Annotated in this window: 17 protein-coding genes; 14 read left to right on the top strand and 3 right to left on the bottom strand. The window is 71.9% G+C overall.

Annotation, left to right across the window (positions count from 1 at the left end):
- Nucleotides 1-87 precede the first annotated feature (87 nt).
- From AC4D2O_RS15410 to AC4D2O_RS15390, 5 genes are all read left to right on the top strand, one after another.
- On the top strand, nt 88-750 hold the full coding sequence (locus tag AC4D2O_RS15410; protein ID WP_490908224.1) for a DUF4345 domain-containing protein: 663 nt from the start codon (nt 88-90) through the stop codon (nt 748-750).
- Between the two features lie 154 nt (nt 751-904).
- Nucleotides 905-1,900, top strand: coding sequence for a bifunctional riboflavin kinase/FAD synthetase (locus AC4D2O_RS15405; RefSeq protein ID WP_490908223.1), 996 nt, complete (start codon nt 905-907; stop codon nt 1,898-1,900).
- A 103-nt stretch (nt 1,901-2,003) separates the two neighbouring features.
- A complete protein-coding gene (rpsO, locus tag AC4D2O_RS15400; RefSeq protein WP_087072138.1) occupies nt 2,004-2,273 on the top strand; it encodes a 30S ribosomal protein S15 in 270 nt (89 codons plus the stop codon).
- Between the two features lie 322 nt (nt 2,274-2,595).
- Nucleotides 2,596-4,851, top strand: a complete 2,256-nt coding sequence (locus AC4D2O_RS15395; RefSeq protein WP_490908222.1) for a polyribonucleotide nucleotidyltransferase — start codon at nt 2,596-2,598, stop codon at nt 4,849-4,851.
- Nucleotides 4,852-4,953: 102 nt separating this feature from the next.
- Complete coding sequence (locus tag AC4D2O_RS15390; protein WP_490908221.1) at nt 4,954-6,324, top strand: M16 family metallopeptidase; 1,371 nt, start codon at nt 4,954-4,956, stop codon at nt 6,322-6,324.
- Here AC4D2O_RS15390 and AC4D2O_RS15385 read toward each other — a convergent pair.
- A complete protein-coding gene (locus AC4D2O_RS15385) occupies nt 6,321-6,572 on the bottom strand; it encodes a MoaD/ThiS family protein (RefSeq protein ID WP_490908330.1) in 252 nt (83 codons plus the stop codon). The two genes, AC4D2O_RS15390 and AC4D2O_RS15385, sit on opposite strands and share 4 nt — an antisense overlap.
- Before the next feature lies 1 nt (nt 6,573).
- Entirely contained in the window at nt 6,574-7,641 is a 1,068-nt protein-coding gene (gene moaA / locus AC4D2O_RS15380; protein WP_490908220.1) for a GTP 3',8-cyclase MoaA, read from the bottom strand.
- A 126-nt stretch (nt 7,642-7,767) separates the two neighbouring features.
- Between moaA and AC4D2O_RS15375 the strand changes: the two genes are divergently transcribed.
- The 7 genes from AC4D2O_RS15375 to AC4D2O_RS15345 are packed head-to-tail and all read left to right on the top strand — an operon-like array spanning nt 7,768 to nt 13,332.
- Nucleotides 7,768-9,321 carry a molybdopterin-dependent oxidoreductase gene (locus AC4D2O_RS15375; protein WP_490908219.1) on the top strand — a complete coding sequence of 518 codons (1,554 nt, stop codon included), beginning with the start codon at nt 7,768-7,770 and terminating at the stop codon, nt 9,319-9,321.
- A 22-nt stretch (nt 9,322-9,343) separates the two neighbouring features.
- Nucleotides 9,344-10,648, top strand: coding sequence for a molybdopterin molybdotransferase MoeA (locus AC4D2O_RS15370; protein WP_490908218.1), 1,305 nt, complete (start codon nt 9,344-9,346; stop codon nt 10,646-10,648).
- A gap of 26 nt (nt 10,649-10,674) precedes the next feature.
- On the top strand, nt 10,675-11,172 hold the full coding sequence (gene moaC / locus AC4D2O_RS15365; RefSeq protein ID WP_490908217.1) for a cyclic pyranopterin monophosphate synthase MoaC: 498 nt from the start codon (nt 10,675-10,677) through the stop codon (nt 11,170-11,172).
- Nucleotides 11,169-11,654, top strand: a complete 486-nt coding sequence (locus AC4D2O_RS15360; protein WP_490908216.1) for a MogA/MoaB family molybdenum cofactor biosynthesis protein — start codon at nt 11,169-11,171, stop codon at nt 11,652-11,654. Before moaC ends, AC4D2O_RS15360 begins: the two co-directional genes overlap by 4 nt.
- Nucleotides 11,641-12,078 carry a molybdenum cofactor biosynthesis protein MoaE gene (locus tag AC4D2O_RS15355; RefSeq protein ID WP_490908215.1) on the top strand — a complete coding sequence of 146 codons (438 nt, stop codon included), beginning with the start codon at nt 11,641-11,643 and terminating at the stop codon, nt 12,076-12,078. Before AC4D2O_RS15360 ends, AC4D2O_RS15355 begins: the two co-directional genes overlap by 14 nt.
- Before the next feature lie 10 nt (nt 12,079-12,088).
- The gene (dapB, locus tag AC4D2O_RS15350; RefSeq protein ID WP_490908214.1) at nt 12,089-12,859 is read left to right on the top strand and encodes a 4-hydroxy-tetrahydrodipicolinate reductase; all 771 of its coding nucleotides are present in this window, start codon (nt 12,089-12,091) and stop codon (nt 12,857-12,859) included.
- Complete coding sequence (locus tag AC4D2O_RS15345; protein ID WP_490908213.1) at nt 12,856-13,332, top strand: hypothetical protein; 477 nt, start codon at nt 12,856-12,858, stop codon at nt 13,330-13,332. The genes dapB and AC4D2O_RS15345 overlap by 4 nt, the downstream gene beginning before the upstream one ends.
- A gap of 56 nt (nt 13,333-13,388) precedes the next feature.
- Here the strand turns inward: AC4D2O_RS15345 and AC4D2O_RS15340 are convergent, their stop codons facing one another.
- Complete coding sequence (locus AC4D2O_RS15340) at nt 13,389-14,570, bottom strand: heparan-alpha-glucosaminide N-acetyltransferase domain-containing protein (RefSeq protein ID WP_490908212.1); 1,182 nt, start codon at nt 14,568-14,570, stop codon at nt 13,389-13,391.
- A 101-nt stretch (nt 14,571-14,671) separates the two neighbouring features.
- Between AC4D2O_RS15340 and dapA the strand changes: the two genes are divergently transcribed.
- Both dapA and AC4D2O_RS15330 read left to right on the top strand, forming a co-directional pair.
- The gene (gene dapA, locus AC4D2O_RS15335; protein WP_490908211.1) at nt 14,672-15,607 is read left to right on the top strand and encodes a 4-hydroxy-tetrahydrodipicolinate synthase; all 936 of its coding nucleotides are present in this window, start codon (nt 14,672-14,674) and stop codon (nt 15,605-15,607) included.
- Nucleotides 15,604-17,298: a ribonuclease J gene (locus tag AC4D2O_RS15330; protein ID WP_490908210.1), complete on the top strand. Its 1,695-nt coding sequence runs from the start codon at nt 15,604-15,606 to the stop codon at nt 17,296-17,298. The genes dapA and AC4D2O_RS15330 overlap by 4 nt, the downstream gene beginning before the upstream one ends.
- Nucleotides 17,299-17,313 lie beyond the last annotated feature (15 nt).

Here is a 17,313-nt window from a genome sequence, read left to right as displayed (position 1 = left end):
GGCGGCCCCGGAATCCGCCGCCGACGACGGGCGGCGTCGTGAGAGTATGGCGGGAGAGCATCATCCGGCCCGCCCCCAGGGAGTGACATGACCAGCAACAGCCCCGAGCACGAGAATCCCACGGCATCCGGCGGGCGGCCCGGGGCGCCGGACGCCAGGCCGCGGCAGGGGACCGGGACCGGAGCAGCGTCACCCACTTCCGCGCCGACCTCTACCCCTGCCTCCACCCCGACCTCCACCCCTGCCTCCCCGCCCGCCACGAAGGGCGGGACCACCCCGGCCAAGGGTGGAACCGCCCCCGCCAAGGGCAAGAAGCCCGGCAAGGGCTCGGGCGAGGACTGGAACGTCTTCCGTACCGTCGTCGTCCTGGTGGGCCTCGTCCTCGCCGCGTTCGGCGCCTACTACCTGATCCTCGGCACCGCGGGACTGCCCGACACCGAGGCCAGCCCCGTGAACCCCACGCTCGAGAGCCAGTTCAGGTTCTTCTCGGCCATGATGGTGGGCGTCGGCGCCGCCTTCATCACGATCGCCATCAAGTTCCAGTGGGCCAACATGCTCTGGCTCGTGTGCCTCATGGTCTTCATCGGCGGTATCGGGCGGGTGCTGTCCTGGGCCTTCTCCGGCACCCCGAACTACGTCCTGATCATCCTCATGGTCGTCGAGTTGGCATTCCCCCCGGCCCTGCTCGTGTGGCACAAGTACATCGCGAAGACCAGCGACCTCCGCAGGGAGTTCGCGCAGCGCGACTGACCCGGGGTCGCCCCGCCCGCGCGCCGGCGCGCCCCTCCCGAGCGCCCGGCGCGATGCCGTCCGCCGCAGGGCTTTCGGCCATAATGGGAGAGGCGATCCCCCCGCCGGAACTCATCCGACGCCCCGGGGATCAGTCGGATCCCGAAGGAGATGCGTGTACTACTGGAGAGACCTGGACAGCGTGCCCCGGGAGTTCGGGCCCTCCGTCCTGACGCTCGGCAACTTCGACGGCGTGCACCGGGGCCACCAGCGCGTCCTGCAGCAGGTCGTCGAGGCAGCGCGGCAGCGTTCCGCGGCCGCCGTCGTCGTGTCCTTCGACCCGCACCCCGCCCAGGTGCACCGCCCCGACTCGGCCCCCGAACTGATCATGGGCCTCGAGGACCGCGTGGCCACCCTCGCCGAGACCGGCATCGACGCGCTGCTCATGATGCACTACACCCTCGAGCTGGCCTCCAACACCCCCGAGGAGTTCGTCGAGCGGGTGTTCGTGCGCACCCTGAAGGCCAAGGCCGTGGTGATCGGACACGACGTCAGGTTCGGCCGCGGCAACAGCGGCGACCTCGACACCATGCGCGCGCTCGGCCGGAAGCTCGGCTTCGAGGTCATCACCATCGACGACTTCGGCGCGAGTTTCCCCATGGACGCCACGGACGACGACGGCGACCGCCGGTGCTCCTCCACCTGGGTGCGCGAGGCGCTGGAGGCGGGAGAGGTCGGCACCGCGGCGCGGGTGCTCGGGCGCGCCCACCGCATGCGCGGGGAGGTGGTGCACGGGGCGGCGCGCGGACGGGAGCTCGGCTACCCGACGGCGAACCTCGCAGCGTCCGCCCAGGGCTACATCCCCGCCGACGGCATCTACGCCGGCTGGCTCGTCGACGAGGCGGGCACGCGGTGGCCGGCGGCCATCTCCGTCGGCTCGAACCCGACCTTCGACGGCGTCGACCGGCAGGTCGAGGCGCACGTCATCAACAGGCCACCCGAGCGCGTGCAGGATTTCGACCTGTACGGGCAGGCCGTCGTCGTCGAATTCGTCGAACGCCTGCGCGGGCAGGTCGCCTACACCGGGCCCGAGGCGCTCATCGAGCAGATGAAGCTCGACGTCGAGAACGCGCGTGGTCTGCTTTCGACAGAACACCAGCCCAGACGCTAAACTGGACGAAGATCCGGCTGCAGTCCGTGGTGGCTGGATTTTTCTGTGTCGTCGTGCAAGCGATGCTCAGCACTTGTTCACGGTACAACTCTAGGAGTTACTCGTGGCCCTTGACGCCGCCATCAAGCAGGAAATCATCAAGGAATACGCCCTGGCCGAAGGTGACACCGGTTCACCCGAGGTGCAGATCGCGATGCTTTCCCGTCGTATCCTCGACCTGACCGAGCACCTGAAGATGCACAAGCACGACCACCACACGCGTCGTGGCCTGCTGCTTCTCGTGGGTCGCCGCCGTCGCCTGCTGGACTACCTGCGGGACACCGACATCACGCGCTACCGGTCGCTCATCGAGCGCCTGGGTCTGCGTCGATAAGTAGCATCGGAAGGCGGCACCTTCTCTCCGGAGAGGGCGCCGCCTTCTCTCGCTGACGGACATCGTCGGTCGGCGATCGGCAGGACAGCAGAACGGCAGAACAGCAGAACGGCAGAACAGCACCACCAGCAGCAAAGACCGCACAACAGGGGTCAACCGGCACCGCGCATTCGCGGTCCTCGGTAGTGGTCCCCGGAACGCATCGAGACGATGCCGCTCCGTGGATCTCGATCGAAGACCGGGTGCTGTGGACCGTCCAGCGAGGACGGGACCACGACGGGTGCCGATTGCCTCCGATACCTGAGAAACGGAGGTGACTCTCTTGGAGGGTCCCGAAATCCAGTTCGCCGAAGCAGTGATCGACAACGGTCGCTTCGGAACACGCACCGTCCGCTTCGAGACCGGGCGTCTCGCCCAGCAGGCCGCCGGCTCCGCCATGGTCTACATCGACGAGGACACCGCCCTGCTCTCGGCCACCACCGCGGGCAAGCAGCCGCGCGAAGGGTTCGACTTCTTCCCCCTGACGGTCGACGTCGAGGAGCGCATGTACGCCGCGGGCCGCATCCCGGGCTCGTTCTTCCGCCGCGAGGGCCGCCCCTCCACCGAGGCCATCCTCGCGTGCCGCCTCATGGACCGCCCGCTGCGCCCCGCGTTCGTCAAGGGACTCCGCAACGAGGTCCAGGTCGTCGTGACCATCCTCGCGATCAACCCCGACGTCCGCTACGACGTCGTCGCCATCAACGCGGCCTCGATGTCCACCCAGCTGTCCGGCCTGCCCTTCTCGGGCCCGATCGGCGGCGTCCGCGTGGCCCTCGTGTCCGACGGCAGCGGCTCCGACCAGTGGATCGCCTTCCCGAAGCACTCCGAGCTCGAGAACTCCGTCTTCGACATGGTCGTCGCCGGGCGCATCGCCGGTGACGACGTCGCCATCATGATGGTCGAGGCCGAGGCCACCGACAACTCGTGGACCCTCATCAAGGAGAACGGCGCCACCGCCCCCACCGAGGAGATCGTCGCCGACGGCCTCGAGGCGGCCAAGCCCTTCATCCGCGCGCTGTGCGAGGCGCAGGCCGACCTCGCGGCACGTGCCGCGAAGCCGACCGTCGAGTTCCCGATCTTCCTCGACTACCAGGACGACGTGTACGAGGCGATCGAGGCCGCCGGCTCCGAGAAGCTCGCCCAGGTCTTCCAGATCGCCGACAAGCAGGAGCGCAACAACGCCACGGACGCGCTCAAGACCGAGCTCATGGACGCTCTCGGCGCCCAGTTCGAGGGACGCGAGAAGGAGCTGTCCGCAGCCTTCCGCTCGCTCAACAAGGCCGTGGTCCGCCAGCGCATCCTCAAGGACCAGATCCGCATCGACGGCCGCGGCCTGAGCGACATCCGCAAGCTCACCGCCGAGGTCGAGGTCCTGCCGCGTGTGCACGGCTCCGCGATCTTCGAGCGCGGCGAGACCCAGATCATGGGCGTCACCACGCTGAACATGCTCAAGATGGAGCAGCAGATCGACTCGCTGTCGCCCGTCACGCGCAAGCGCTACATGCACAACTACAACTTCCCGCCCTACTCCACCGGTGAGACCGGCCGCGTCGGTTCGCCGAAGCGCCGCGAGATCGGCCACGGAGCCCTGGCAGAGCGCGCCCTCGTGCCCGTCCTGCCGACCCGCGAGGAGTTCCCCTACGCGATCCGCCAGGTGTCCGAGGCGTTGAGCTCCAACGGCTCGACGTCGATGGGCTCCGTGTGCGCCTCGACGCTGTCGCTGCTGAACGCCGGTGTGCCCCTCCGGGCGCCGGTCGCCGGCATCGCCATGGGCCTCGTGTCCGACGTCGTCGACGGCCAGACGCGCTACGCGGCGCTGACCGACATCCTGGGGGCCGAGGACGCCTTCGGCGACATGGACTTCAAGGTCGCCGGCACGTCCGAGTTCGTCACCGCGATCCAGCTGGACACCAAGCTCGACGGCATCCCCGCCTCGGTGCTGGCCGCCGCACTGAAGCAGGCCCGCGAGGCACGCCTGCACATCCTCGGTGTGCTGCAGGCCGCGATCGACGCCCCGGACGAGCTCTCCGAGTTCGCGCCGCGCATCATCTCGGTCAAGATCCCCGTGGACAAGATCGGCGAGGTCATCGGCCCGAAGGGCAAGATGATCAACCAGATCCAGGAGGACACGGGAGCCGACATCTCGATCGAGGACGACGGCACCGTGCTGATCGGCGCCACGAACGGCGAGTCGGCCGAGGCCGCCCGCGCCGCCGTGAACGCCATCGCCAACCCGCAGGTCCCCGAGATCGGTGAGCGCTACCTGGGCACGGTCGTCAAGACCACGACCTTCGGCGCCTTCGTCTCGCTGACCCCGGGCAAGGACGGCCTGCTGCACATCTCCGAGCTGCGCAAGCTCGCCGGCGGCAAGCGCGTCGACAACGTCGACGAGATCGTGTCCGTGGGCCAGAAGGTCCAGGTCGAGATCACGAAGGTGGACGATCGCGGAAAGCTCTCGCTCTCGCCCGTCGTCGCCGACGAGCAGCCGACCGAGGACGCCGGGATCGAGATCCCCCTCGCCGAGGGCGACGACGACTAGCCCGTCCGGAGCAGCCCACGGCCCGCGGCCCCGGCACCGACCGAACGACTCGGTCGGTGCCGGGGCCGTCGGCCTTTCCCCCGAACTCCCAGAAAGACCAGGATGCCCCTGTCCTCCGTAGTGTCCCTTCCCCTGCTGCCGACGCCCCGCACGGGCGCCGACGACCTCGACCCCACCTTCGTGGCCGGGGATCCGGGCGGCAACGTCGTGCGGCGCAGCGTGCTGCCCGGCGGGGTGCGCGTGCTCACCGAGGCCATGCCCGGCCAGCGGTCCGCCACCATCGGCTTCTGGGTGGGCGTCGGATCCCGCGACGAGGCCGACGGCGAGCACGGCAGCACCCACTTCCTCGAACACCTGCTCTTCAAGGGCACCACGCGCCGCTCCGCCATGGACATCGCGTCGGCCTTCGACGAGGTGGGCGGCGAATCGAACGCCGCCACCGCGAAGGAGAACACCTGCTACTACGCGCGGGTCCTCGATTCCGACCTGCCCATGGCCATCGACGTCATCGCCGACATGGTGACCTCGGCCGTGCTGGACCCGGAGGAGCTCGAGCAGGAACGCGACGTGATCCTCGAGGAGATCGCGATGGACAGCGACGACCCGGCGGACGTCGCCCACGAGAGGTTCGTCGAGCTGGTACTGGGGGACCACCCGCTCGGCCGCCCGATCGGCGGGACCCCCGAGGCCATCCGGGCCGTCCCGCGGGACTCCGTCCTCGCGCACTACCGGCGCTACTACACCCCCGCCGAACTCGTGGTCACCGCCGCGGGCGGCCTCGACCACGACATCGTGTGCCGGCTCGTGCAGGAAGCGCTCGAGACCGCCGGCTGGGCGCTGGACGAGGGCGCACTGCCCGTGGCGCGCCGCTCCACCGCCGCCGCCCCGGTGACGGGGGAGACGGGCACGCACGTGATCCGGCGGGCCGTCGAACAGTCGAACATCCTCATCGGCTGCCCGTCCCTCACCGCGACGGACGAGCGCCGGTTCGCCATGAGCGTCCTGAATGCCGTCCTCGGCGGCGGGATGTCCTCCCGGCTGTTCCAGGAGATCCGGGAGAAGCGCGGCCTCGTCTACTCCACCTACTCCTTCTCGGCCGCCTACGCCGACGCCGGGTACTTCGGCATGTACGCCGGGTGCTCACCGGCCAAGACCGGGCAGGTCATCGAGCTGCTCGGAGCCGAGCTGGACCGGCTGGCGGCCGACGGCATCGACGCGGAGGAGCTCCGCAAGGCGGTCGGCCAGCTCTCGGGCGGACTCGTCATGGCCCTCGAGGACAGCAGCTCCCGCATGTCCCGGCTGGGACGCTCGGAACTGGTCTCGGGGGAGTTCGTCGACATGGACACGTCGCTCGACCGCATCCGGTCCGTCACCGCCGACGAGGTGCAGTCGCTGGCGCGTGAGCTGGCCGCCGCGCCGCGCACGACGGTCGTCGTCGGGCCGTTCGACTCCGCGGCGGACTTCGCACGCTAGCCGCCGGCGAAGGGCGGCAGGACGTCGAGCACGTCGTCGTCCTGCAGCACCGTCGCGGGATCGCGCAGCGCCACCTCGTTGAGGAGGAAGCTGCTGCGGTCCAGGACCTTCGCGAGGGACGGCCCTGCCGTCGCCGCGGGGCGTGAGCGCAGGTCCGCAATGACGGCCGAGAGCGTACGGCCGCCCGGCAGGCGTTCCTCGTCGACGCCGGTCGCGGCGCGGGCCGCACCGAAGTACCTCACCAGCACGTCAGCCACCGATGGCGCTCATCGACCGGTCGGGCTGCACGAAGTCGTCGGAGCCGAGCCCCGTGTGGTCCATGCCGTGCGCCCGGGGCTTCAGCCACATGGCTTCCCGCCACCGCTGGGCGACGGCGTCGTCGTCCGCCCCGGAGCGCAGGAGTCCGCGCAGGTCCGTCTCCTCGCGGGAGAACAGGCAGCTCATCACCTTGCCCTCCGCCGTGACGCGGGTACGGCGGCAGTCGGCGCAGAAGGGCTCCGTGACGGACGCGATGATCCCCACGATGCCGAGGACGGCGTCGGGGTCCTCCTTCGCCCGGACCTCCCACCGCTCGGCGGGGGCGCCGTCGCGGGTGCGGGGATCCGGCGTGAGGACGAAGCGCGTCTCGACGAGTGCGCGCATCTCGGCGGCCGTCACCATGCCCTCCTTCGTCCAGCCGTGGTCGGCGTCGAGGGGCATCTGCTCGATGAACCGGAGCTCGAAGCCGCGGGACACCGCCCACGCCACCAGGTCCGGTGCCTCGTGGTCGTTGATGCCGCGCATGAGCACGGCGTTGATCTTGACGAGTCCCAGGCCGGCGTCGGCGGCGGCCTCGATCCCCTTCAGGACCCGGTCGAGGAACGGCCGGCGCGTCAGCTGCGCGAACGTCTCCGGGTGCAGCGAGTCCATGGAGACGTTGATGCGGGTCAGCCCGGCGTCCTTCAGCTGCACGGCGCGCCGGTCCAGGCCCAGGGCGTTCGTCGTCATGGAGATGGGCAGGTCGGCGTGGTCGGCGCGGATGTCCCGGATGATGTCGAGGAGGTCGGCGCGCACGAGCGGCTCGCCCCCCGTCAGGCGCAGCTCCCGGATGCCGAGCCGGTCGACGCCGATGCCGACCAGGCGCACGATCTCGGCGCGGGTGAGGACCTGGTCCTTCTGCAGCCAGTTGAGGCCCTCCGCGGGCATGCAGTAGGTGCAGCGCAGATTGCATTTGTCCGTGAGGGACAGTCGCATGTCCGTGGCGCGTCGGCCGTGGACGTCGAGGAGCCCTTGGGCGTCCCCGCGGGCGTCGCGCGGCATTCCGAGGTGAACTCCCATGGGACGAGCGTACGCCTTCCGGCCCCGTGACCCTATCGCGCGGACAGGGAACCAGCCCGCGCCCGCGGTCGTGTAAGGGGTGGTCCTTTTCGGCGACGGACCGTCGTCGGGGCCGGGAAGGCAGCAATGATCCGACGGCGCACCTGGGCAGCGCTCTCCGGGGCCCTCGCGGTCGGTCTCGGTGTGATCGGCGGCGAACTGGCCGCCGCTGCCCTGAGCCCTTCGGTGACCCCGGTCAGCGCCGTGGGTTCCGCCGTGATCGACCTCCTGCCGCCCGGCGTCAAGGACTGGGCGATCGCCCGGTTCGGCACGGCGGACAAGGCCGTCCTCCTCACGGCCATCGCCGCGGTGATCGCGGTCCTCGCCCTCGCGGCCGGCGTCCTGGAGGACCGCAGGCCGTTCGCGGGGCGCGCGCTCGTCGTGGGGTTCGGTGTCCTCGGTGTCCTCGCCGTCGCCTCGCGGCCGCAGTCGTCCCTCGTGTCGTTCGCGGCGCCCGTGCTCGCCGTGGTGCTCGCGGTGCTCGTGCTCGACGCCCTCGTGCGGGCGCTGCGCGCCTGGGCCGGGGCGTCCGGCGGCGGCGGCGCGGACCCGCTCCCGGCACGCCGCCGGTTCCTCCAGGGAGCATCGGGGGCGGCCGTCGTCGCCGTGGCCACGGGTGCGGTGGCGGCCCGCGTGCGCTCCTCGCAGTCCACCGTGGCCGGGCAGCGTGCCGCCGTGCGGCTCCCCGCCCCGGCGGCGGCCGGGGCGCCGCCCCCGGCGGGGTCGGTCATCCCCGCGGGCGCCGAGCTGGACGTCGAGGGTATCACCGGCCTCGTGACACCGTCGGACGACTTCTACCGGATCGACACGGCCCTCGTGGTGCCGGTCGTCGACCCGGCGCAGTGGTCACTGAGGGTCACCGGGCTCGTGGACCGCGAGATCGAGCTCACCTTCGACGAGCTCCTCGCCCTGCCCCTGGTGGAGCGCTACGTCACGCTCGCCTGTGTCTCCAACACCGTCGGCGGGGACCTCACCGGCAATGCCCGCTGGCTCGGCTGGCCGGTCCGGGAGCTCCTGGCCCGCGCAGGCGTGCGGCCGGGAGCGGACATGGTCCTGTCGCGCAGCGTCGACGGGTTCACGGCCGGAACGCCGATCGAGGCGCTGACGGACGCCCGGGACTCCCTCCTGGCGGTCGGCATGAACGGCGAGCCCCTGCCCGTGGAGCACGGCTTCCCGGTGCGCCTGGTCGTGCCGGGCCTCTATGGCTTCGTGTCGGCGACGAAGTGGGTGAGCGAACTGAAGGTCACCCGCTTCGCCGATGACCGCGCCTACTGGTCCACGCGCGGCTGGTCCGAGCGCGGTCCCGTCAAGACCTCGTCCCGCATCGACGTGCCGCGCGCCAATGCCCGCGTGACGGCGGGCGAGGTCGTCGTCGGGGGCGTGGCGTGGGCGCAGCACACGGGCGTGGAGGCCGTGGAGGTGAGGGTCGACGGCGGCGCGTGGGAGCGCGCGACGCTCGCTACGCCGATCTCCGCCGACACCTGGTGCCAGTACCGCGCCACGCTGCAGCTGGAGGCAGGCACGCACACCCTGCAGTCGCGGGCCATGGACCGCGCGGGAGGCATCCAGTCGGAGGCCTCCGTGGCGCCCGCGCCTGACGGTGCCGAGGGGCTGCACACGGTAACGTTCACGGTGACCTAGACCGGAGCCGCGGAGGGCAGCCATGAGAAGAACCGTCGCCGAACACCGGTCCGCCGTCGCCGGCCTCCTGCGCTGGAGCAGCGGGTACGACCGCTCCGCTCCGGAGGTCCTCCCGCTCGTCGACGCGCAGGGCCGCGCCCTGGCCGAGGACATCCAGGCACCCGTGAGCCTGCCGCCCTTCGACAACTCGCAGATGGACGGGTACGCGGTGCACGCCGACGACCTCGGGGCCACCGCCGCCCTCCTCGTCGCCGACGCCATCCCCGCCGGCTCGGTGCCGCCGCCCCTGCAGCCGGGCACGGCCGCGCCCATCATGACGGGCGCCATGCTGCCCGACGGCGCGGCCGCCGTCGTGCCCATCGAACGCGCCGACCCGGCGCAGTTCCACTCCGTGGCGGAGCGGGCCTCCGGGCCGGTCGCCGTCCGGCTGCCCGGCGACACCGCGCCGGGCCTGTTCGTCCGCCGGGCCGGCAGCGACATCGCCGAGGGCGCCACGGCCCTGCCGGCGGGCACGCTGCTCGGCCCCGCGCAGCTTGGCCTCCTTGCGGCCTGCGGCGTCGGCACGGTCCGCGTGCGCCCCCGCTTCCGCGTGCTGCTGCTCTCCACGGGCGACGAGGTCGCCGAACCCGGCACGCCGCTGGCTCCCGGCGCGATCTACGACGCCAACTCCACCCTCCTCGAGGCGGCACTGCGCGAGGCCGGGGCCCTGGTCACCCGCCACCGGCTGCTCGGCGACGATCCCGCCGTCCTGCAGGACGCGTTCGCGGCGATCCCCGCGGGCAGCACCCACCTCGTCCTCAGCACGGGCGGGATCAGCCAGGGCGCCTACGAGGTGGTCAAGCAGGCGCTGGCGGACAGCACGGTCGAGTTCTCCTCGGTGGCACTGCAGCCGGGCGGCCCGCAGGCCCACGGCACCCTCTCGGGCATCCCGTTCCTCGGCTTCCCCGGCAACCCCGTCAGCGCCCTCGTCTCCTTCGAGATGTTCCTCCGCCCCGCCCTCCACCAGCTGACCGGAGCCCCGGCTCCGCGTCCCGTGTTCGACGCCGTCCTCGTCGACGGCCTCGACAGCCCCGCCGCCAAGCACCAGGTGCGCCGCGGGCTCTACCGGGACGGAAAGGTGGCCCTCGTGGGCGGGCCCGATTCCCACCTCCTGCACGCCCTCGCCGCCTCCAACTGCCTCGTCCACGTGCCCGCAGGGGTCGCGGCGCTGGCGGCGGGGGACACCGTGGAGGTCACGCTCACCGGCCCCGTGCCCACGGACCCCTTCGCCGTCGAGGACGTCCTCGTCCTGGAGGACGCCGGGACCGAGGCCGCCGGGACTGGTTGAATGGTCTCCGCAGAAAGGATCCACCCATGAGCACGCACCCGCCCGCCCCGCCGTCCGCCGGCACACTGTCCCACGTCCGCGCCGACGGCACCGCCCACATGGTCGATGTCTCCGGCAAGCAGGCCACCGTCCGCGAGGCCGTCGCCGAAGCCGTCCTCGAGACCCGGGCCGACGTCGTCGCGCTCATCACGGAGGGGGACCTGCCGAAGGGCGACGCCCTCGCGGTCGCCCGGATCGCCGGCATCATGGCCGCCAAGCAGACCTCGTCGCTGATCCCGCTGTGCCATCCGCTGCCGCTCTCGAAGGTCACCGTGGACTTCGAGCCCGACGGCGGACGTGTCAGGATCAGTGCGCTCGTGCGGACGACCGCCCTCACCGGGGTGGAGATGGAGGCCCTCACGGCCGCGTCCGTCGCGGCCCTCACCCTGTACGACATGATCAAGGCCGTGGACCGGCACGCCGTCATCAACGGCACCCGCGTGCTCTCCAAGTCCGGCGGGAAGAGCGGGGACTGGGCCGTATGACGACGCTGCGCACCGCCGCCGTGGTCATCGCCTCGACCCGCGCCGCCGCCGGCACCTACGAGGACGAGTGCGGGCCCGCCATCGCGGACTGGCTCTACCGGCACGACTTCGCGGTCGCCGACGCCGTCGTGGTGCCCGACGGCGAGGCCGTGGGAGCCGCGATCGGCGCCGCGCTCGAGGCCCGCCCGGCCGTCCTCATCACGAGCGGCGGCACCGGGATCAGCCCCGACGACGCCACCCCCGAGCAGACGGCCCCCTACCTGACCCGCAGCCTGCCCGGAATCATGGAGGCGATCCGCCGCGCCGGCGCGGAGGCGGTCCCCACCGCGGCCCTCAGCCGGGGCCTCGCCGGCACCGCGGGGTCGACCTTCGTGATCAACCTGCCAGGGTCGCCCGGCGGCGTGCGCGACGGGCTCGCCGTGCTCGCACCGCTCATCGACCACATCTGCTCCCAGCTGGAGGGCCACCATGACCACCGGTGAAGTCGTGCATGCCGCCGTCGCCGCCACCCCGATCACCCCGGAGGAGGCCCACGCCGGCGTCGACTCCCCGTCCTGCGGCGCAGTCGTCGGCTTCAGCGGCGTGGTCCGGGACCACGACGGCGGGCGTGCCGTCGACTCCCTGAGCTACTCCGCGCACCCGAGCGCGGCACGGGTCATCCGCGAGGTCGCCGAGGAGATCGCCGCCCGGCACGACGGCGTCCGCATCTGGGTGGCGCACCGCATCGGGCCCCTCGCCATCGGCGACCAGGCGCTCGTCGCCGCCGTCGGTGCCGCACACCGCGGGGAGGCGTTCCGGGCGTGCTCGGACCTCGTGGACCTCGTGAAGGAGCGGGTCCCCATCTGGAAGGAGCAGTTCTTCACGGACGGGACCGTGGAGTGGGTCGGCGCAGGGGCTGAACAGTAGGGTTGACCGCATGACCGAACACCTGCCCGTCGCCGTCCTCGGAGCCCGGGGCCGCATGGGCGCCGAGGCCGTCCGCGCCGTCGAGGCGGCACCCGACCTCGAGCTCGTCGCGGCCCTCGGCAGCAGCGACCCGCTCGACTCCCTCGTATCCGCGGGGGCGCGGGTCGTCGTCGACCTGACCGTGCCCGACGCCACCTTCGACAACGTCGCCTTCGCCGTCGAGCACGGCATGCACGCCGTGGTCGGGACGACGGGCTGGTCCGCGGAACGGCTCGAGCGCCTCCGGTCCCTGCTGGCGGCCTCGCCCGCCACGGGGGTCCTGATCGCCCCGAACTTCGCCCTCGGCTCCGTGCTCGCCACGGCGTTCGCCGCGACCGCGGCGCGCTACTTCGAGTCCGTCGAGATCGTGGAGCTGCACCACCCGGACAAGGTGGACGCCCCCTCGGGCACCGCCGTCCGGACCGCACAGCTCATGGCCGCGGCCCGGACCGACGCCGGTGTCCCGGCCGGGCCCGACGCGACGCGCGACACGCTCGACGGCGCCCGCGGGGCCACTGTCGACGGCATCGCCGTGCACTCCGTGCGCCTCCGCGGGCTCACGGCGCACCAGGAGGTGCTGCTCGGCAGCCCGGGGGAGCAGCTGACCATCCGGCACGACTCCTACGACCGCGCGTCCTTCATGCCCGGTGTCCTCCTCGGGATCCGGTCCGTGGCCGACCATCCCGGCCTGACGGTCGGCCTCGACGGCTACCTCGACCTGCAGGCCGGCGGGAGCCGGTGAGCGCGGTGGAATTCTACCGGAAGTACAAGGTCCGGCTCGGCGTCCTGCTCGTCACGGCCCTGCTCGTCTTCTGGCTCGCCGTGGCCTTCCAGCGCAGCTTCCTGCTCCTCGGCGACCCGGAGCCGGTCGCGAAGGCCATCGGCGCCGGCTACCTCCTGCTGCCCTGCATCGGCGCGTGGGCGCTGATCCGCGAGCTGCTCTTCGGCGCGCAGACGCAGCGCATGGCGCGACAGCTCGAGGGCGAGGGCGGGCTGCCCGTCGACGACCTGCCGCGGACACCCTCCGGCCGGATCGTGCGCTCCGCCGCGGACAGCGCGTTCCCCGCCTACCAGGCCGAGGTCGAGGCCGATCCCGGGAACTGGCGCAGCTGGTTCCGGCTCTCGTGCGCCTACGACGCCGCCGGCGACCGCAAGCGGGCGCGCAAGGCCATGCGCGACGCCGCGAAGCTGTACCGGCAGGACGCCGCCGTCTAGCAGTACGTCGAGCGGTATGTCGCGCGGGACATCCAGCGGGACATCCAGCGCTACGTCTAGCGCCGCACCTCGGCACGGCCCTCGCGCGCCGCGTTCGCGGCCCCGGAGGTGAGGAGCTCGAGCGGGCCGCGCGAGTGCACGCGCTGGAAGAGGATGCCGATCGCGACCGCCACGACCACCTGCACCCAGAACAGCGGCACCGGGTCCGGCAGGGGCACCAGCTGGTCCGCCCAGCTCATCACGCAGACGTGGAGGGTGTAGAGCGTCAGCGTCATGGCGCCCGGCGCCGAGAGGGGCAGGAGCGCCTGCCGGAACCGCCGCGTCAGCAGGAGGCACACCGCGACGACGGCCGCGGCCGACCCGGCCACGTGTACCAGGTCCAGGGTGGTGCCCGAGTGGGGTGCGCTGACGGCCAGCCACCACCACGAACCCGACTGCTCCACGCCGGCGAGTCCGACGTCGAGCATCGCCTCGAGCGGGTAGCGGGTGCCCTCGGGCGTCGCGAGGAGCGCGGCGAGCCCGCCGCCGGGCCCCAGCAGCTGCGCGCTCACGAACCGCGCGCCGACCGCGGCGACGATCCCGGCCCCGAGCAGGGCCAGCTGCACGCCGAGCCGGGAGAGGTCCAGCCGCCCGATCACCATGCCGACCAGGAGGAAACCGAGCCACTGCAGCACCGGGTAGTAGCCGGTCAGGAAGATGTCCGCGGCCAGCGTCTGCGGCTCGAGGAAGTGCTCGAAGACGGGATTACCGCCGACCGACGACGGCACGACGCCCGCCGTCACGATCGGGCGCAGCAGGTAGGCCGCGACGGGCGCCAGGAGCACCCATCCCGCGGCCCACGCCGCGAGCGGCCGGACCCGGAGGCCCGTGAAGGGCAGGGCGAGGAGGAAGAGCACGCCGTAGTGGAACAGGATGATCGCGATGTTCGTCTCCACGCCGCCGAGGACGAGGCCGATCAGGGCGATGATCACGGCCCGCACGGCGATGCCGGTCCGGTCCGCGGACAGCAGGCGGTCGCGGTGCGGCGAGCGGCCTCCCGTCAGGAGGGCCAGGCCGATGCCGGCGACGACGGCGAACAGCCCCGACGCGCGGCCGGAGAAGACCTGGGCCGTCCAGGTGGCCTCGATGGTGCCCGGCGCGTAGAGCGGCAGGACGTGGGTGCTCATCATGCCGAAGAGCGCCACGCCGCGGGCGGCGTCGATCCCGGTCAGCCGCCGGGGAGCGGACGTCGTGTGCATCCCGCCATGGTCCCACAGGCACCCCCTGCCGTCCTGTGCGCACCGCGTGCCAACAGGTGGCCGTCCCACCGGGCACCGCGCGAGCGGGTAACGTTTTCCCCATGGTCGACACCCCCTCACGCATGCTCCCGTTCGGTTCCCTCGTCACGGCGATGGTCACGCCCTTCACCGCCGACGGCGCCGTGGACTTCGACGCCACCGCCGCCCTCGCCGCCCGCCTGGTCGACGACGGCTGCGACGGGCTCGTGGTGTCGGGCACCACGGGGGAGACGTCCACGCTGGAGGACTCCGAGAAGGAGGACCTCTACCGCGTGGTCGCCGAGACGGTGGGCGACCGGGCGCGCGTCATCGCGGGTACCGGCACGAACCACACCTCGCACTCCGTCGAGATGGCACGGCGTGCCGAACGGGCGGGCGCCCACGCGCAGCTCGTCGTGACGCCGTACTACAACAAGCCCACCCAGTCCGGTGTGCTGGCCCACTTCGAGGCCGTCGCGGCGGCCAGCGACCTGCCGGTCATGGTCTACGACATCCCCGGCCGCTCCGGGATCCCCATCACCACCGAGACGATCCTGCGGCTCGCCGAGAACCCGAGGATCGGCGCCCTGAAGGACGCGAAGGCGGACTTCGCCGCCATCACCCGGGTCCTCGCCGCCACCGACCTCGACGTCTACTGCGGCGACGACGGCCTCACCCTGCCGTGGATGGCCGCGGGGGCGGTCGGCGTCGTCAGCGTCACCGCGCAGGTGGCCACACGGGCCTTCCGGGCCCTTGTGGACGCGGTGGCCGCCGGGGATCTCGCGGAGGCCCGCCGGGTCCACTTCGAGCTCGATCCCGTGATCCGGGCGGTGATGACGCACATCCCGGGCGCGGTTTCGGCCAAGGAGATCCTGCACCTGCAGGGCGTGCTGCCGAACGCGGTCGTGCGCCTGCCCCTCGTCGGGCCCGAGCCGCACGAACTCGAGGCGGTCCTCGCCGATCTCGCCGGCACCGGCTGGGACCCGGCGTCGTCGTCCGGCCGGGAGTCGGGCGCATGAGCGACGCCCCTCCCGCCACGCGGCCGGCCCTCCCGCCGGCGCTCGAGCCGGGTACCCTCCGGGTGGTGCCGCTCGGCGGCCTCGGGGAGATCGGCCGGAACATGGCCGTCTTCGAGATCGGCGGCAAGCTCCTGATCGTCGACTGCGGGGTGCTGTTCCCCGAGGAGAACCAGCCCGGCGTCGACCTGATCCTGCCCGACTTCTCCTACATCGAGGACCGGCTCGACGACGTCGTCGGCCTCGTCCTCACGCACGGGCACGAGGACCACATCGGGGCCGTCCCGTACCTGCTGCGGCTCAAGGCCGACATCCCGGTCATCGGCTCCCAGCTGACCCTCGCCCTCGTCGAGGCGAAGCTGCAGGAGCACCGCATCCGCCCGTACACGCTCACGGTCTCGGAGGGGCAGATCGAGCAGCTCGGCCCCTTCGAGTGTGAGTTCGTCGCCGTCAACCACTCCATCCCGGACGCCCTGGCCGTGTTCCTCCGCACCGAGGCGGGCACGGTCCTGCACACCGGCGACTTCAAGATGGACCAGTTGCCCCTCGACGGCCGCATCACGGACCTGCGGGCCTTCGCCCGGCTCGGCGAGGAGGGCGTGGACCTGTTCATGGTCGACTCCACCAACGCCGACGTCCCGGGCTTCACGACGGCCGAACGCGAGATCGGCCCCGTGCTGGAGAACCTGTTCGGGCAGGTGCGCAAGCGCATCATCGTCGCGTCGTTCTCCTCCCACGTGCACCGCGTGCAGCAGGTGCTCGACGCCGCGCACGCCCACGGCCGCTTCGTCTGCTTCGCCGGTCGGTCGATGGTGCGGAACATGGCCATCGCGGAGAAGCTCGGCTACCTCAGGGTGCCGGACGGCATCCTCGTGGACATCAAGAACGTGGACGACCTGCCCGACGACCGCGTGGTCCTCATGTCCACGGGCTCCCAGGGCGAACCCATGGCGGCACTGTCCCGGATGGCGAACGGCGACCACCGCATCACGGTCGGGGAGGGCGACACCGTGATCCTCGCGTCCTCGCTGATCCCCGGCAACGAGAACGCGGTGTACCGGGTGATCAACGGGCTCCTGAAGCTCGGCGCCGACGTGATCCACAAGGGCAACGCGAAGGTGCACGTGTCCGGCCACGCCGCGGCCGGCGAGCTCCTCTACTGCTACAACATCCTCCGCCCGCGGAACGTCATGCCCGTGCACGGCGAGACACGCCACCTCATCGCGAACGGCAAGCTCGCGCATCAGACCGGCGTGCCGGCGTCGAACGTCCTGCTGACGGAGGACGGCTCCGTGATCGACCTCGTGGACGGCACCGCCCGCGTCGTCGGAGCCGTGGAGTGCGGCTACGTCTACGTGGACGGCTCCAGCGTCGGCGAGATCACGGACGCCGACCTCAAGGACCGCCGCATCCTCGGCGAGGAGGGCTTCATCTCGATCATCACGGTCGTCAACCGCACCACCGGCAAGATCGTCTCCGGCCCGGACATCCACGCGCGGGGGTTCGCCGAGGACGAGTCCGTCTTCGACGAGATCAGACCGAGGATCAGCGCCGCCCTCGAGGACGCCGTGACGAACACCACCGAGCACACCACGTACCAGCTCCAGCAGGTCGTCCGGCGGACCGTCGGCACCTGGGTCAACCGGCGCTACCGCAGGCGCCCCATGATCATCCCGGTGGTCCTGGAGGCCTGACCCGGGCACGGGACC

The organism is Arthrobacter sp. TJ-238 (assembly GCF_058269215.1).
Note: the sequence above shows the minus strand (reverse complement) of the source record. Positions and strands in the feature narration are given on the sequence as shown.

Bases quoted from the DNA above. Each gene is read 5' to 3' on its own strand.
- AC4D2O_RS15375 (WP_490908219.1), top strand. From the start codon at position 7,768: ATGATCCGACGGCGCACCTGGGCAGCGCTCTCCGGGGCCCTCGCGGTC.
- AC4D2O_RS15340 (WP_490908212.1), bottom strand. From the start codon at position 14,570: ATGCACACGACGTCCGCTCCCCGGCGGCTGACCGGGATCGACGCCGCC.
- AC4D2O_RS15360 (WP_490908216.1), top strand. From the start codon at position 11,169: ATGACGACGCTGCGCACCGCCGCCGTGGTCATCGCCTCGACCCGCGCC.
- moaC (WP_490908217.1), top strand. From the start codon at position 10,675: ATGAGCACGCACCCGCCCGCCCCGCCGTCCGCCGGCACACTGTCCCAC.
- AC4D2O_RS15390 (WP_490908221.1), top strand. From the start codon at position 4,954: ATGCCCCTGTCCTCCGTAGTGTCCCTTCCCCTGCTGCCGACGCCCCGC.
- AC4D2O_RS15330 (WP_490908210.1), top strand. From the start codon at position 15,604: ATGAGCGACGCCCCTCCCGCCACGCGGCCGGCCCTCCCGCCGGCGCTC.
- dapA (WP_490908211.1), top strand. From the start codon at position 14,672: ATGGTCGACACCCCCTCACGCATGCTCCCGTTCGGTTCCCTCGTCACG.
- AC4D2O_RS15410 (WP_490908224.1), top strand. From the start codon at position 88: ATGACCAGCAACAGCCCCGAGCACGAGAATCCCACGGCATCCGGCGGG.
- dapB (WP_490908214.1), top strand. From the start codon at position 12,089: ATGACCGAACACCTGCCCGTCGCCGTCCTCGGAGCCCGGGGCCGCATG.
- moaA (WP_490908220.1), bottom strand. From the start codon at position 7,641: ATGGGAGTTCACCTCGGAATGCCGCGCGACGCCCGCGGGGACGCCCAA.
- AC4D2O_RS15355 (WP_490908215.1), top strand. From the start codon at position 11,641: ATGACCACCGGTGAAGTCGTGCATGCCGCCGTCGCCGCCACCCCGATC.
- AC4D2O_RS15370 (WP_490908218.1), top strand. From the start codon at position 9,344: ATGAGAAGAACCGTCGCCGAACACCGGTCCGCCGTCGCCGGCCTCCTG.